This window comes from Vibrio sp. CAU 1672, assembly GCF_029223195.1.
Lineage (GTDB): Bacteria > Pseudomonadota > Gammaproteobacteria > Enterobacterales > Vibrionaceae > Vibrio.
This window is the reverse complement of record NZ_JARHUF010000009.1, coordinates 103,510-117,863: the sequence shown is the minus strand read 5'-3', so window position 1 is coordinate 117,863 and position 14,354 is coordinate 103,510. Positions and strand designations below refer to the sequence as shown.

Genomic DNA, 14,354 nt, shown 5'->3' with positions numbered 1-14,354 from the left:
GTTGGTTGGATCTACTTGTTTAAGTAACACTCTTACGAGTGGTTACCCTGCTGAATTCGACGTAGAGAACGCTCTCGCCGAGACTCTTCTCGAGTCAAATCCAACAATGTTTCTTCGATATAAGCCAAATGTGAGTGCGACATTTCTCGTGCCTTTTCCGGTTGACCAGAAACAATCGCGTCGACGATATTGGCTCGGTGTTTACTGACTTTCTCCACCACTTCTTTTCGGCGGTGTAGTAATTTCAAATTCTGCAGAACATTTTGCTCCAGCAGAGGAGCAAGGCTTCGAACAATATGCAACAACACAACATTGTGCGCCGCCTCGGTTAACGCGATCAAAAACTGCATCACAGCGGCCGCTTCACCTTCAACATTGTTATTTGCCTGCTCTTGGCTGATAACCTCCAAAGAGGCTTGGATGCGCGCAAAATCTTCTTCGGTACCACGCAACGCTGCAAAATACGCAGAGATCCCTTCCATCGCATGACGCGACTCCAGCAGATCAAGCTGAGTTTCAGAGTGACTAGACAACAAATTCAGCAAAGGATCGGAAAAGCTCTTCCAGATATTTTCGCTAACGAAAGTGCCACCGCCCTGACGGCGGGTCAGCAGACGCTTCGCTTCCAAACGCTGGATGGCTTCACGGACCGAAGGACGAGACACATCAAACTGCTTAGCCAGCTCGCGCTCTGGTGGCAACTGTTGCCCCGGAGATAGTGTTCCTTCCACAATCAACCTTTCTAACTCTTGTTCAATAACATCAGAGAGTTTTGGCTGACGGATCCTTTGATAAGCCATATTTATTGTTCTTCTACTCTTGTGCAGGTAATTGGTAATACCAATTTTAAGTTGATGCAGAAATTAACATAATTAAAACGCCACTGTCCAGCCAAAAATTGACCTAAATCATAGAACCAGGCACAACAGAACAACCTGATAACATTTGACCATTAAAACAACAACCAAATTGATCTTACCAATTTCACAAATAAAACAGCCGGGCGAATGACGTGCTAGTGATTTTTGGTAAAAATACGGAAAATGAGTCAACATCCGATCAGCATTCGTGGACAGCTGACAAAACCAGAGACGCAAATGTTGTTATTTTTAAACAACTGATCATATTTCTCATATTAAAAAAGGCATACACCTTGGTATGCCTTTATGATTTTGCCCTGGGCAATTTACACTTTAGCTACAATTCTATTGCGCGAGCATCTGACGATATTTCACCCAGTTAAAGCTCAGGCCAGGATCGGCTTTTCTCAATGGGGCTATGTACTGGTGACCGGTGATTCTCGGGAGAGTAATTTGCGGGTAGGTCTGCATCAGCGCATGCGTTAATTCAGTAAGTGATTGATATTGTTCCTCAGTATAAGCAACAAACTCGGTCCCTTCTAACTCCACACCGATGGCGTAATCATTACAGCGTTCCCGGCCCGCAAAGCTCGACTGCCCTGCATGCCATGCCCGATCTAAAAACGATACAAACTGGACAATCTCACCATCACGCTTAATTAAACAATGTGCCGAAACGCCCATTTTGTGAATCACCGCAAAAAATGGGTGTGCATCAGGATCAAGCTTGCCGGTAAAAAAGTCTTCTATATAAGCACCACCAAACTGACCCGGTGGCAAACTGATGTTATGAACCACCAGCAGAGAGATATCTTCAGCATCCAGGCGCGTATCAAAAAACGGTGAAGGCATGCGTTTGGCTGTCGTCAGCCAGCCATCCTTGATAATTGGGGACATATCAACCTCTCTAGTTGTAGGGGCTGTTAACCTTTCACGGTTAAATTTTGTTCGAGATAAAAGCGTTTTAACCGCGGCGAGAGGCGGACGGCTAGTTGTTTGTAGCCTAGTCATTCTAAGCAAAATCCTCTCAACAAAGAGTAAAACGCTTTTAGCGGGGGCGCCCAGCTCGAACCCTTCGGGCAGCGTTTGTGGCTCCTTTCTACGGCGTTATCGGCTTTATCAGGTAGAACAACTACATTTCAAAGCCTCAGCCTTGTATAAAGAACCCACAAACTGCTGCAAAAATCAGCTTGAAAGGTCAACCGACCCTAAATTAACTGCTGAAATTCTTGACACTCGAGAGTATCATGCGTTGCCATCTCCCTTTCAAGATAAGATTTGCGATGAAGAACACACATAATAGCCAAGAACGCCTGGAATATTTGAAGCAACAACTTCCTTTAGAAATTACGCGCGCCGTCGCAGATACCCTGAAAGAAGATCTGGGCGGCAGCCTGGATGCTGCGCAAGATATTACTGCAGCGTTGATCCCGGCTGACGCAGTGAACACCGCCACCATCATCACTCGCGAACACGGTGTGTTTTGTGGCCAATTATGGGCAGATGAGGTGTTTAAACAACTTGGCGGCCGGGTCACTATTGAGTGGCACGTTAAAGATGGCGACAAGGTAGAGCCTAACCAGACCCTGTGCACCTTAACCGGGCCAGCGCGCGATCTGCTCACCGGCGAACGCAACGCAATGAACTTTATTCAGACTCTGTCAGGCTGCGCCACCACAACCGCTAAATACGCCGAGAAAATAGCCCATACCCACTGCCGGCTGCTCGATACCCGTAAGACCATCCCGGGGCTACGTAGCGCACTCAAATACGCCGTGGCATGTGGCGGAGGCTTTAATCATCGCATAGGTGTGTTTGATGCGTACCTGATCAAAGAAAACCATATCATCGCATGTGGCGGCATTACCCAGGCGATCACCACAGCCAAGACACTCAATCCGGGTAAGCCTGTCGAAGTTGAGACAGAGAGCCTCGATGAACTGAACGAAGCGATTGAAGCCGGCGCCGATATCATCATGCTGGATAACTTCACTACTGAGATGATGCGTGAAGCGGTAAAAATCAATGCCGGGCGTGCCGCACTGGAAAACTCCGGCAACGTCACCCTGGAAACGATCCAAGAGTATGCGGAAACCGGGGTCGATTACATTTCGGTCGGCGCGCTGACCAAACACCTCAAAGCGATGGACTTGTCGATGCGTTTTCAATAACGCGCTCAGCCCTTATTGCGCTGGGATTATCCTTCCTCACCCCCATTGTTAAAGAGAGCCGACGGCTCTCTTTTTTACACCTCTCTCGCAAAACACTGCACCTCATATGCAACCTTGCACTAAAGACTTCTATCTCCCTCGCGGGGAGATTGGTTGTGTATTTTCTCACCCTCTGAGGCTTTATAACCTTTTCGCCAATGCGCACGCAGGGAAAATCACATAAGGAAAATACGCAATGAAACAAACCAAACACAACCAACAACAGGGCTTTACCCTGATCGAGCTGATGATTGTCGTGGCGATCATCGGGATTTTGGCTGCCTTCGCGGTTCCGGCTTACTCGGATTACACGCAACGAACCCGTGTGGCCGGTGCAGCCGCAGGAATCAGTGGTTTTAAAACAGCCATTGCCATGTGTGCTCAGGATCTTGGCCAGCTTAACGGTTGTGACCAAGCCTCAAATGATATCCCGGCACAAATTGCCGCAAATAATAATGGTGCGACCATTGCATATGTGGACGAGTTAACGGTTGCAAATGGCATTATCACCATGACCACTACCGGTGTTGATGACGCAGGCAACAATCTAACGCTAACCTTAACACCGACTATTGGCAATGGCGTTGTCCAGTGGGACCTTGATGGTACTGGTTGTACAACCGCTGGACGCAGCATCGATTGTTCAGGTAACTAATGCACTCCAACCTCTCTACGCTTCTTCGCCAGTCGGGGCTCCTGACTCTGGCTGAGGAAGAATCGTTAACCGAGCAGGTTAAAGCTTCCGGCATCTCAATGCCGGAGGCTTTGCTCAGTTCGGGATTAATGACCTCGACCGAACTCACGGAACATTTGAGTTCAGTGTTCGGGTTATCCACCACCACCCTAGCACAACACGAGTACGTTCCGCTTTGCCAACAGTTAGGCTTACGCGAGCTGATCACCCGCCATAACGCGCTACCGCTCAGGCGCACGGCTTCAATGTTGCTCCTGGCGGTCGCCGATCCGACCAACTTACAGGCCGAAGATGATTTTCGCTTCGCGACCGGTTTGCCGGTCGAGCTGGTCCTGAGTGATTTTCGGGAACTCCAGGCCGCTATCCGGCGTCTCTATGGCCGCGTTTTAGGCCACGAACAATCAGGCCTAAAGGAAATCAACCAGCAGGAGCTGGCCAATTTAGTCGATGTTGGCGCGGATGAAATCGAGGATATTGAAGATCTCAGCCAGGACAAATCACCGGTGAGCCGTTACATCAACCAAATCTTGTTAGATGCGGTCAGGAAAGGCGCGTCAGATATTCACTTTGAACCGTATGAAAACAGGTACCGAGTGCGGCTGCGCTGCGACGGCATTTTAATCGAAATCCAACAGCCACCCAGTCACTTAAGCCGCCGCCTGTCGGCACGGATAAAAATCCTGTCTAAACTCGATATTGCCGAACGGCGCCTGCCGCAAGACGGGCGGATCAAACTCAAAATTAGTCAGGACACCGCCATTGATATGCGGGTATCCACCCTGCCGACCCTGTTTGGGGAAAAAATCGTCCTGCGCCTGCTTGACAGCAGTTCAGCCTCACTGGATATCGACAAGCTAGGCTACAGCGAGCAGCAAAAGCAGCTCTACCTTGATGCATTGCGCCGCCCGCAAGGCATGATCCTGATGACCGGCCCGACAGGAAGCGGCAAAACCGTCTCTTTATATACCGGGTTAAGCCTGCTCAATAAGCCAGAGATCAACATCTCGACGGCAGAAGACCCGGTAGAAATCAACTTAATGGGCATTAACCAGGTTCAGGTTAAGCCTAAAATTGGTTTTGGCTTTGCACAAGCGCTGCGCTCTTTTCTGCGTCAGGATCCTGATATCGTGATGGTCGGCGAGATCCGCGATTTAGAGACCGCCAAAATCGCCATCAAAGCGGCGCAAACCGGGCACCTGGTCCTGTCGACCCTGCACACCAACTCTGCAGCAGAAACCGTGATTCGCTTGGCCAATATGGGGATTGAAAGTTTTAACCTCGCCTCTTCGCTGAGTCTGATCATTGCACAGCGGCTGGCGCGAAAACTCTGTCCTCACTGCAAGCAACCACAAGCACTCACCGCTCAATTACAGCACCTTGGCATCCGCTCGGCAGACAATATCTACCAGGCAAACCCCGACGGCTGCAGTGAGTGTACGCATGGCTATTCCGGACGCACCGGTATATACGAAGTGATGCGCTTTGACGACGCGTTGTCGGAAGCTCTGCTCAAAGGCGCTTCAGTCCATCAACTTGAAAAACTGGCGGTGGCCAACGGGATGTCCACATTAAAAATGTCGGGCATCGAAAAGCTCAAACACGGCATCACCAGCTTGAGTGAATTGCAGCGGGTGGTCTACTTCTAATTAACCAGTTCTAGCAGGCAGTTATCGATTCTATGAAAACCACCACACCTCAACTCAAAAACTTTCGTTGGAAGGGCATCAACAACTCAGGGAAAACCACCTCAGGTCAGACGCTGGCGTTGAGTGAAATGGAAGTACGTGAACGGCTGGAAGCCCAACACATCAAAATCAGGAAGTTGAAAAAAAGCAGTGTTTCTGTTTTCACCAAACTGACTCAGCGGGTAAAAGCCAAAGACATCACGATATTTACCCGTCAGGCGGCCACTATGCTGGCGACAGGTGTGCCGATTGTACAAGCGTTACGCCTGGTCTCAGCGAGCCACCGCAAAGCAGAGATGAAATCCATTTTGATCAACATCTCTAAGGCCGTTGAAGCGGGCACCCCGATATCCAAAGCGATGCGAAATGCCAGCCGTCATTTTGATCCACTGTATACCGATTTGATCGCCACGGGCGAACTGTCGGGAAACCTCGCCCAGGTGTTTGACCGGCTCGCAACCTACCGGGAAAAAAGTGAACAACTACGCGCCAAAGTCATCAAAGCTCTAATATATCCAACCATGGTGGTGCTGGTGGCACTCACGGTCTCTTACATCATGCTGACTATGGTGATTCCGGAGTTTGCCAAAATGTTTACCACTTTTGGCTCACAACTTCCTTGGTTTACCCGTCAGGTTCTCAGCCTGTCGGCCTGGATGCAAACCTGGGGGCCGTATCTGGCTTTGGGTGCACTCGGTTTACTCATCGTATCCAAACTGCTGACCAGCCGCTCAACACGCTACCGATGGCTATTGGCTAAAACCAGCTTAAAGATCCCGGTGTTAGGCGGGGTACTGTCCAAAGCCGCGATTGCCAAGTTCAGCCGTACATTAGCCACCAGCTTTAGTGCCGGTATTCCCATCCTGACCAGCTTGCAAACCACCGCCAAAACCTCAGGTAACCTTCACTACCAACTCGCCATTGAAGGTGTCTACCGCGATACTGCCACCGGTATGCCGATGTACATCGCCATGCGTAACAGCAACGTGTTTCCGGAGCTGGTGCTGCAAATGGTCATGATTGGTGAAGAATCAGGGCAACTCGATGATATGTTAAATAAAGTTGCGCACATCTATGAGTTTGAAGTGGATAATACGGTCGATAACCTAAGCAAGCTACTTGAGCCACTGATTATTGTGTTTCTCGGGGTGGTTATCGGCGGACTTGTCGCAGCAATGTACTTACCTATCTTTAACTTAATGAGTGTCTTAGGATAAAATAACCGCATTCTACTCATTTCGTCTAAGCCACACGACTGGCTCAGGCAACCCTGTAAAGAGAAACATATGGAAGTTTTCCATTACTACCCCTGGTTATTTGTTCTGTTTGCCACCCTGTTCGGTCTGATCATTGGTAGTTTCCTCAATGTGGTCATCTACCGACTGCCCAAAATTATGGAACAGGAATGGCGTCGGGAATGTGCAGAGTCTTTCCCCGAGTACCATATTGAGGCGCCGCAAGAAACCCTGACCCTCAGCGTACCCCGATCATCCTGCCGCGAGTGTGGCACCCCAATCCGCATTCGTGACAATATTCCGTTGCTCAGTTGGCTGATGCTGAAAGGCAAGTGCCATCAATGCCAGGCCCCCATCAGCATTCGCTACCCGCTGATCGAACTACTCACCGCGATTTGCTCTGGGTTTATCGCTCTCCAGTTTGGCTTTAGCTACTACACCATCGCGCTGATCTTTTTTAGCTTCGTGTTAATCGCGGCCACCTTCATCGATCTGGACACTATGCTGCTTCCCGATCAGCTGACCCTGCCTTTGGTCTGGGCCGGAGTGGCACTGGCTCTCACCGGGATCAGCCCGATAAACCTGCAGGACGCCGTGATTGGCGCGATGGCCGGTTACCTGTGCCTGTGGACGGTATTTTGGGGATTCAAACTGCTGACCGGCAAAGAAGGGATGGGCTATGGAGACTTCAAGCTTCTGGCAGCACTCGGAGCCTGGTTAGGCTGGCAAGCACTGCCGCTGATCATTTTGCTTTCATCGGTGGTGGGCGTCGTGTTTGGCCTGATCCAGCTACGCTTACAAAAGCGTGGCATCGACAAAGCATTTCCGTTTGGCCCCTACCTTGCGGTGGCAGGTTTTATCTGCCTGGTGTGGGGAGATCAAATCCTGACCTGGTACTATACCGCGATTTTAGGAGGGTAAATGGCATATGTAATCGGCCTGACCGGAGGGATTGCCAGTGGCAAAACCACCGTGGCCAACCAGTTCAAACAGCAGTTCGGCGTGGATATCGTCGATGCCGATATCGTTGCACGTGAGGTTGTTGAACCCGGAAGTGCGGGGCTGGCAGCCATCGTTGAGCACTTTGGACCAGATATTCTCCAGTCGGACGGGACACTGGATCGTCCCCAACTGCGTGAGCGGATTTTTTCTTGTCCGGAAGAAAAAGACTGGCTCAATGCTTTGCTCCACCCGATGATCAGAGCCAAAATGGTCGACGACTTGATGCAAGTGCAGTCTGATTATGCGTTGCTGGTGGTGCCTTTATTGGTCGAAAACCAGCTCCAGGGCTTATGTGACCGCATTCTGGTTGTGGATGTGGCTCCTGAAACCCAGATCAGCCGCACGATGAAACGCGACAACGTGACCGAAGCGCAAGTCCGCGCCATCCTCTCTTCACAGGCATCAAGGCAGCAAAGGCTCGCTCTGGCGGACGATGTGGTGAAAAATAACCCAGGTGACCCGGATCTTTTGCTTCAAATCACAAATTTACACGAAAAGTACCTAGCCATGTGTAAGAAAAATCTGCGAAAATAGCAATGAAACTCACCAAGGCTTATGTCGATGACCACGCACAAATTTGAACACCCTTTAAATGAGAAAACTCGTATCTACTTAAGAGTTGAGTCTCTGCTGCGTCAGGCTCACTTGGCCTCTGGTTTCACCGACCAACATCAATACCAATTGTTTTTCCGTTCGCTGTTTGATCTGCTGGAAATCTTCGAGCAGATGCAACTCAAGAGTGAACTGGCAAAAGATATTGAAAAGCAGCGCCAGACCTATCGCCACTGGCTGCATGTTGATGGTGTGGATCAAGACGCACTCAGGGCACTTTTGCAGGAAATCGACGTTGTCCACAGCCAGTTAATGGCAGCCGAACGTTTCGGCCAGGCCTTGAAAGACGACCGTTTTCTCAGCTCGATACGCCAGCGCTTTAATCTGCCGGGCGGCTCATGCTGTTTTGATCTCCCCGCGCTGCATTATTGGCTGCACCTGCCTATTGAACGCAAAACCCATGATGCCCAGCAGTGGCTGACCAGCCTCAAACCCCTATCTGACGCATTAAACTTATGGCTCAAATTGACCCGGGAGACCGGCCATTTCAACGCGCAGATGGCTCGTGCCGGTTTTTTCCAGAGTGATGCTGATGGGGCGAACATCCTCCGCCTGCACATACCAATGGACTACGGGGTCTATCCAATGATTTCCGGACATAAAAATCGTTTTGCGATAAAATTTATCGCCTTTGAAAGCGGTCAGGCCTGTGTCCAGGACATCGAATTTGAGCTGGCGGTTTGCTGTTAAGCCCATCTGGCACTACCTTTACCATGAAGACTCAAATCCAGTTTGGATGGAGTAAATGAATTATGTCAAAAATCACGATTGTACAATGCCCACAATGTGGCACCGATGTGGAGTGGGGAGAACAAAGCCCTTACCGACCTTTCTGCAGCAAAAAATGCCAGATGATCGACTTCGGGGAATGGGCAGATGAAGAAAACGCCATCCCTGGCGCTCCGGACATGTCAGACAGTGACGGCTGGTCTGAAGACCAATATTGATTCAGAACGCCGCACCTGAAGAAGAAAAAAGAGCTGATGTGAAAACATCGGCTTTTTTTGTGGGGCAGAGGAAAAGGTGCCTATATACAGAAGTGTATTTTTGGCTCAAAACGCCGATAACTTTCGTTCCGTCTAGAAAGAGCGTTCAGCCTAAGAAGAGGAGCGGAGTTTCTCTGAAGGCAGACCTGCGCCAGTAAATGACCAGCGATGACAACGGTAGAAAGGGAAATAGCCAGTTATGAGCAAACATAAAAAAACGGAGCCCAAATGGACTCCGTTTATGATGAGAACGCTAGTTATAGCATTACTTCTTAGCAAGTTTCTCTTTAATACGAGCAGACTTACCAGAACGCTCACGTAGGTAGTACAGCTTGGCACGACGTACTGCACCGCGGCGTTTAACTTCGATGCTATTAACAACTGGAGAGTGAGTTTGGAACGTACGCTCAACACCTTCACCGTTAGAGATCTTACGTACAGTGAAAGCAGAGTGAAGACCACGGTTACGGATTGCGATTACAACGCCTTCGAACGCCTGTAGACGCTCACGCTCACCTTCTTTTACCTTAACTTGTACAACAACAGTGTCACCTGGTGCAAATTTAGGCAGGTCTTGTTTCATTTGCTCTTGCTCAAGAGCTTTGATGATGTTACTCATTTTCTAAATTCCTAGAATAAACTGATACTAAATTAATTAGGTTACTGTGCATGATGTTCACGAATGAACTCAGCAAGTAATAGTTCCTGTTCGTCAGTCAGAGCTAGGTTTTCCAGGAGCTCTGGTCTTCTTTCCCAGGTACGGCCCAGCGACTGCTTGAGTCGCCAATGACGAATGTCCTTGTGGTTGCCTGACATCAGTACCGCAGGTACCTCTTTGCCATCCAACATTTCAGGACGCGTATAGTGCGGGCAATCTAACAAGCCATTAGCAAAAGAATCTTCTTCCGCCGACGCGAAATCTCCCAATACTCCCGGTATAAACCGAGAGACAGCATCAATCAACGTCATGGCTGGTATTTCACCACCCGTCATCACAAAATCCCCAATCGACCATTCTTCATCGACTTCAGATTGAATGATGCGCTCATCTACCCCTTCGTAACGGCCACAAATCAGAAGTAAATTCTCATTGCTTGCCAGTTCTTCAACTCCCTGCTGGTCGAGCTTGCGACCTTGGGGAGAAAGGTAAATGACTTTCGTCTTACCCGGTGAGGCCTGTTTGGCAGTCTGAATGGCATCGCGCAACGGCTGAACCATCATCAACATACCCGGACCACCACCGTAAGGTCGGTCATCGACAGTGCGATGTTTGTCGTGGGTGAAATCTCGGGGATTCCAAGTTTCAACCGACAAAAGACCTTTTTTAACCGCTTGACCTGTTACTCCAAAATCAGTAACAGAACGGAACATTTCAGGAAACAGGCTAATTACGCCAACCCACATGTGTCTCTCGCTCTGTAATTTGGAGATCAGAATCCAGGATCCCAGTCAACTTCGATCCGTTGAGCTTCGCGATCAACTTTGATGATCACTTGCTCTTCAAGGAACGGAATTAATCGTTCCTTTTGCCCGAAAGCATCTTTAAGATTTGCTTTAACCACCAGAACATCGTTTGAGCCAGTTTCCAGAATGTCACTCACAACACCCAGATCGTAACCTTTAGTGGTTACCACTTGCATTCCAAACAATTCGCGCCAGTAGAATTCATCTTCTGACAGTTCAGGCAGTACCGCAGGGTCAATAGCAATTTCAAAGTTGGTCAGTAAGTGCGCGTCTTCGCGAACATCCAGACCTTCCAGCTTAGCCACCATACCTTTGTTATGGCGCTTCCAGCTTTCTACTTTGTACTCAACCCACGTCCCTTTATGGTTAATAAACCAAGGGCTGTAATCGAAAATGCTTTCAGCATTGTCTGTGTAGGAAAAAACCTTAAGCCAACCACGAATGCCGTAAGTAGCACCAAACTTGCCTACAACAATCTTATCGTTGCTCATTGTTTCTTTACCTTTCATCGACATAAACTAGTTTCTACTTCTAACAGTAAAATTAAGCCGCTTTTTGAGCGTCTTTAACTAGCTTAGCTACGCGATCAGATACAGATGCGCCTTGGCTAACCCAGTGGTTAACGCGGTCTAGATCTAGACGTAGGCCTTCTTCCTGACCTTTAGCAGTTGGGTTAAAGAAACCAACTTTCTCGATGAAACGGCCAGTTGCAGCGTTGCGGCTGTCCGCTACTACGATTTGATAAAATGGACGCTTCTTAGCGCCGTGACGTGCCAAACGAATGGTTACCATGTCGTCCTCTTTGCTTTCTCAAAAATAAAATTAACCCCAAAAACCATTCAACAAACTGAATAATCTGGGGTCTCGTGCCAAAATAAAGCTCCGGAATTTTACTCTTATCCCGAAGCAATGCAAGGGGTTTAGTTACTTTTTCACCAACATAAAACGAATTTTCAGTTTGTGATGTAGCTAACACCCTGAAACTAAAGTGCTGCGCAATCGTTTAACGACCGAATGGATTGAAGCCACCGCCTCCACCCATGCCGCCCATCATGCCTTGCATATTGCGCATCATGCCTTTCATACCGCCCTTCTGCATCTTCTTCATCATCTTCTGCATCTGGGTGAACTGCTTGAGCAGACGGTTAACATCCTGAACCTGAACACCCGAACCAGCGGCAATACGCTTTTTGCGCGAACCTTTGATGATTTCCGGACGCTGACGCTCTTTCATCGTCATTGAGCTGATGATCGCTTCCATCTGCTTGAACATCTTGTCGTCGACTTTGTCTTTGACGTCAGATGGCAGCTGCGACATACCGGGCAGTTTATCGAGCATACCCATCATGCCACCCATGTTTTGCATCTGCCCCAGTTGCTCACGGAAGTCTTCTAAGTCAAAGCCTTTCTTCTCTTTGAACTTCTTCGCCAGCTTCTCGGCTTTATCCTGATCAACGTTACGTTGCAGGTCTTCAATCAGTGACAGGACGTCACCCATGCCCAGAATACGTGATGCAACACGATCCGGATGGAATGGCTCTAGTGCGTCAGTTTTTTCACCCACACCCAGGAACTTAATTGGCTTGCCAGTGATATGACGTACTGACAGCGCCGCACCACCACGGGCATCACCATCCACCTTAGTCAGGATCACACCAGTAAGTGGCAGCGCATCACCGAAGGCTTTGGCGGTATTCGCCGCGTCCTGACCGGTCATGGCATCGACCACGAACAAGGTCTCAACCGGGGTAATGGCAGAATGAAGCTGCTTGATCTCAGCCATCATCTCTTCATCGATGGCCAGACGACCTGCGGTATCGACAATCAGCACGTCGTAGAATTTCTTCTTGGCATGGTCGATAGCCGCGTTGGCAATATCAATTGGCTTTTGGTCTGGTGACGATGGGAAGAAGTCAACGCCAAGATCAGACGCCAGCGTTTCCAACTGCTTGATTGCGGCAGGACGGTAAACGTCGGCAGAGACGACCAGCACTTTCTTCTTGTCGCGCTCTTTGAGCAACTTAGACAGCTTACCTACCGAGGTGGTTTTACCAGCACCCTGCAAGCCAGCCATCAAAATAACCGCTGGAGGCTGCGCCGCCAGGTTCAGCGCTTCGTTTGACTCACCCATCACCGCTTCAAGCTCAGCTTGAACGATCTTGATGAATTCTTGACCCGGCGTCAGAGATTTCGAGACCTCGACGCCCACCGCGTTTTCTTTTACGCGTTTAACAAACTCACGCACCACCGGAAGCGCCACGTCCGCTTCCAGCAGCGCCATACGGACTTCACGTAGAGTGTCTTTAATATTCTCTTCGGTCAGACGACCTTTGCCGCTGATATTTTTCAGCGTTTTGGATAATCGATCCGTTAAATTCTCAAACATTGTTGTCTCTTCGCTAAAAATGGCGATTAATTACCATGAGTATACCTTAGCCAACGTCGCAGTCATACCCGGTATCGGTCTGTATTAGCATGAATCGCATCAACTTACTAATTGCAATATCTCATCTCTCGCGATTGGTGGTGCATATAACGTAGCCCAAACCTGAGATGCAAGGTATAATTCGCGCCATTATGCACAACGACATTTGGGATTCATGGATAGCTTAATTGCCATTGCTGCCGCGATACTGTACCTGCTCGCAATTGCGACCATCATACCGGGCCTCTCACAACAGACGGGGATCAAAGCCCAAACGGTGTTGGTCAGCGCCGTTTGCGCGCTGTTTTTCCATGCCTGGTTACTCAGCGATCTGATTTTGGCAGGTTCTGGACAAAACTTCAGCATTCTCAATGTGGCATCTTTGATCAGCTTTATCATTTCACTGGTGATGAGTATCGCGATGTTAAAAAATCGCATCTGGTTCTTGCTGCCGGTGGTCTACAGCTTTGCCGCCATCAACCTCTCTGCGGCTGCGTTCTTACCCAGTACCTTTATCAAGCATTTAGAAAACGACCCAAAACTGCTGATTCATATTTCTTTCGCCCTGTTCTCCTACGCGACCCTGACCATAGCGGCCTTGTACGCACTGCAGCTGGCCTGGCTGGATCACAAGCTCAAAGCGAAGAAATCCCTGGCTATTAATCCCAACCTGCCGCCGCTATTGATGGTGGAACGCCAGTTGTTCAAAATCATTCTGATCGGTAACCTGCTGCTGACCGGAACCTTACTCACCGGTTTTCTCTTCGTACAAGATATGTTCGCCCAGGGTAAGGCCCACAAGGCCATCTTGTCATTTGTCGCCTGGGTAGCCTATTCCATCCTGTTATGGGGCCACTACCAAAAAGGCTGGCGAGGAAAAAAAGTCACCTGGTTTGCCGTGGCTGGCGCAACGCTGTTAACCCTGGCGTATTTTGGCAGTCGGTTTGTCAGAGAAATTATTTTAAGTTAATCGCTGTCGGGTGTGGACCCAGGACCACAAGTGGTGTGATTCATTGTTTCGTTGCCACGCTAAGTTATTGGCGTAAAACCACACCGGCAAGGTTATTTGGGGATAAATAAGGAGCCGATGGCTCCTTTTCCTTTATGTTACACAGTAAATAAAATAGAGTACCGCTTACTCAATTGACATCCAGACCGAATTCGGTCATTAATTAACCAAA

General features: G+C 49.1%; 16 protein-coding genes. 9 read left to right on the top strand and 7 right to left on the bottom strand.

Annotation, left to right across the window (positions count from 1 at the left end):
• Nucleotides 1-32: 32 nt before the first annotated feature.
• Both pdhR and ampD read right to left on the bottom strand, forming a co-directional pair.
• Nucleotides 33-800 carry a pyruvate dehydrogenase complex transcriptional repressor PdhR gene (pdhR, locus tag P2G85_RS10835; RefSeq protein ID WP_275864097.1) on the bottom strand — a complete coding sequence of 256 codons (768 nt, stop codon included), beginning with the start codon at nt 798-800 and terminating at the stop codon, nt 33-35.
• Nucleotides 801-1,205: 405 nt separating this feature from the next.
• A complete protein-coding gene (gene ampD / locus P2G85_RS10830; RefSeq protein WP_275864096.1) occupies nt 1,206-1,757 on the bottom strand; it encodes a 1,6-anhydro-N-acetylmuramyl-L-alanine amidase AmpD in 552 nt (183 codons plus the stop codon).
• A gap of 386 nt (nt 1,758-2,143) precedes the next feature.
• Between ampD and nadC the strand changes: the two genes are divergently transcribed.
• The 8 genes from nadC (at nt 2,144) to yacG (ending at nt 9,245) form a co-directional block, all read left to right on the top strand.
• Complete coding sequence (gene nadC / locus P2G85_RS10825) at nt 2,144-3,031, top strand: carboxylating nicotinate-nucleotide diphosphorylase (protein WP_275864095.1); 888 nt, start codon at nt 2,144-2,146, stop codon at nt 3,029-3,031.
• A 235-nt stretch (nt 3,032-3,266) separates the two neighbouring features.
• On the top strand, nt 3,267-3,725 hold the full coding sequence (locus P2G85_RS10820) for a prepilin-type N-terminal cleavage/methylation domain-containing protein (protein ID WP_275864094.1): 459 nt from the start codon (nt 3,267-3,269) through the stop codon (nt 3,723-3,725).
• Complete coding sequence (gene pilB / locus P2G85_RS10815) at nt 3,725-5,410, top strand: type IV-A pilus assembly ATPase PilB (protein ID WP_275864093.1); 1,686 nt, start codon at nt 3,725-3,727, stop codon at nt 5,408-5,410. The genes P2G85_RS10820 and pilB overlap by 1 nt, the downstream gene beginning before the upstream one ends.
• A gap of 32 nt (nt 5,411-5,442) precedes the next feature.
• A complete protein-coding gene (locus P2G85_RS10810) occupies nt 5,443-6,666 on the top strand; it encodes a type II secretion system F family protein (RefSeq protein WP_275864092.1) in 1,224 nt (407 codons plus the stop codon).
• Nucleotides 6,667-6,735: 69 nt separating this feature from the next.
• Entirely contained in the window at nt 6,736-7,605 is an 870-nt protein-coding gene (locus P2G85_RS10805) for an A24 family peptidase (protein ID WP_275864091.1), read from the top strand.
• Nucleotides 7,606-8,220 carry a dephospho-CoA kinase gene (coaE, locus tag P2G85_RS10800; RefSeq protein WP_275864090.1) on the top strand — a complete coding sequence of 205 codons (615 nt, stop codon included), beginning with the start codon at nt 7,606-7,608 and terminating at the stop codon, nt 8,218-8,220.
• 27 nt (nt 8,221-8,247) lie between these two features.
• Entirely contained in the window at nt 8,248-8,988 is a 741-nt protein-coding gene (zapD, locus tag P2G85_RS10795; protein WP_275864089.1) for a cell division protein ZapD, read from the top strand.
• Between the two features lie 62 nt (nt 8,989-9,050).
• Entirely contained in the window at nt 9,051-9,245 is a 195-nt protein-coding gene (yacG, locus tag P2G85_RS10790) for a DNA gyrase inhibitor YacG (RefSeq protein ID WP_275864088.1), read from the top strand.
• Between the two features lie 304 nt (nt 9,246-9,549).
• On the opposite strand, the gene rplS is transcribed toward yacG, so the two are convergent.
• The 5 genes from rplS to ffh form a co-directional block, all read right to left on the bottom strand.
• Nucleotides 9,550-9,903, bottom strand: a complete 354-nt coding sequence (rplS, locus tag P2G85_RS10785) for a 50S ribosomal protein L19 (RefSeq protein WP_275864087.1) — start codon at nt 9,901-9,903, stop codon at nt 9,550-9,552.
• Between the two features lie 41 nt (nt 9,904-9,944).
• The gene (gene trmD, locus P2G85_RS10780) at nt 9,945-10,688 is read right to left on the bottom strand and encodes a tRNA (guanosine(37)-N1)-methyltransferase TrmD (RefSeq protein ID WP_275864086.1); all 744 of its coding nucleotides are present in this window, start codon (nt 10,686-10,688) and stop codon (nt 9,945-9,947) included.
• Nucleotides 10,689-10,714: 26 nt separating this feature from the next.
• Nucleotides 10,715-11,263, bottom strand: coding sequence for a ribosome maturation factor RimM (gene rimM / locus P2G85_RS10775; protein WP_275864085.1), 549 nt, complete (start codon nt 11,261-11,263; stop codon nt 10,715-10,717).
• 28 nt (nt 11,264-11,291) lie between these two features.
• Complete coding sequence (gene rpsP / locus P2G85_RS10770) at nt 11,292-11,540, bottom strand: 30S ribosomal protein S16 (protein ID WP_275864084.1); 249 nt, start codon at nt 11,538-11,540, stop codon at nt 11,292-11,294.
• Between the two features lie 211 nt (nt 11,541-11,751).
• A complete protein-coding gene (gene ffh / locus P2G85_RS10765; protein WP_275864083.1) occupies nt 11,752-13,134 on the bottom strand; it encodes a signal recognition particle protein in 1,383 nt (460 codons plus the stop codon).
• Between the two features lie 214 nt (nt 13,135-13,348).
• Between ffh and P2G85_RS10760 the strand changes: the two genes are divergently transcribed.
• Nucleotides 13,349-14,143, top strand: coding sequence for an inner membrane protein YpjD (locus P2G85_RS10760; protein WP_275864082.1), 795 nt, complete (start codon nt 13,349-13,351; stop codon nt 14,141-14,143).
• Nucleotides 14,144-14,354 lie beyond the last annotated feature (211 nt).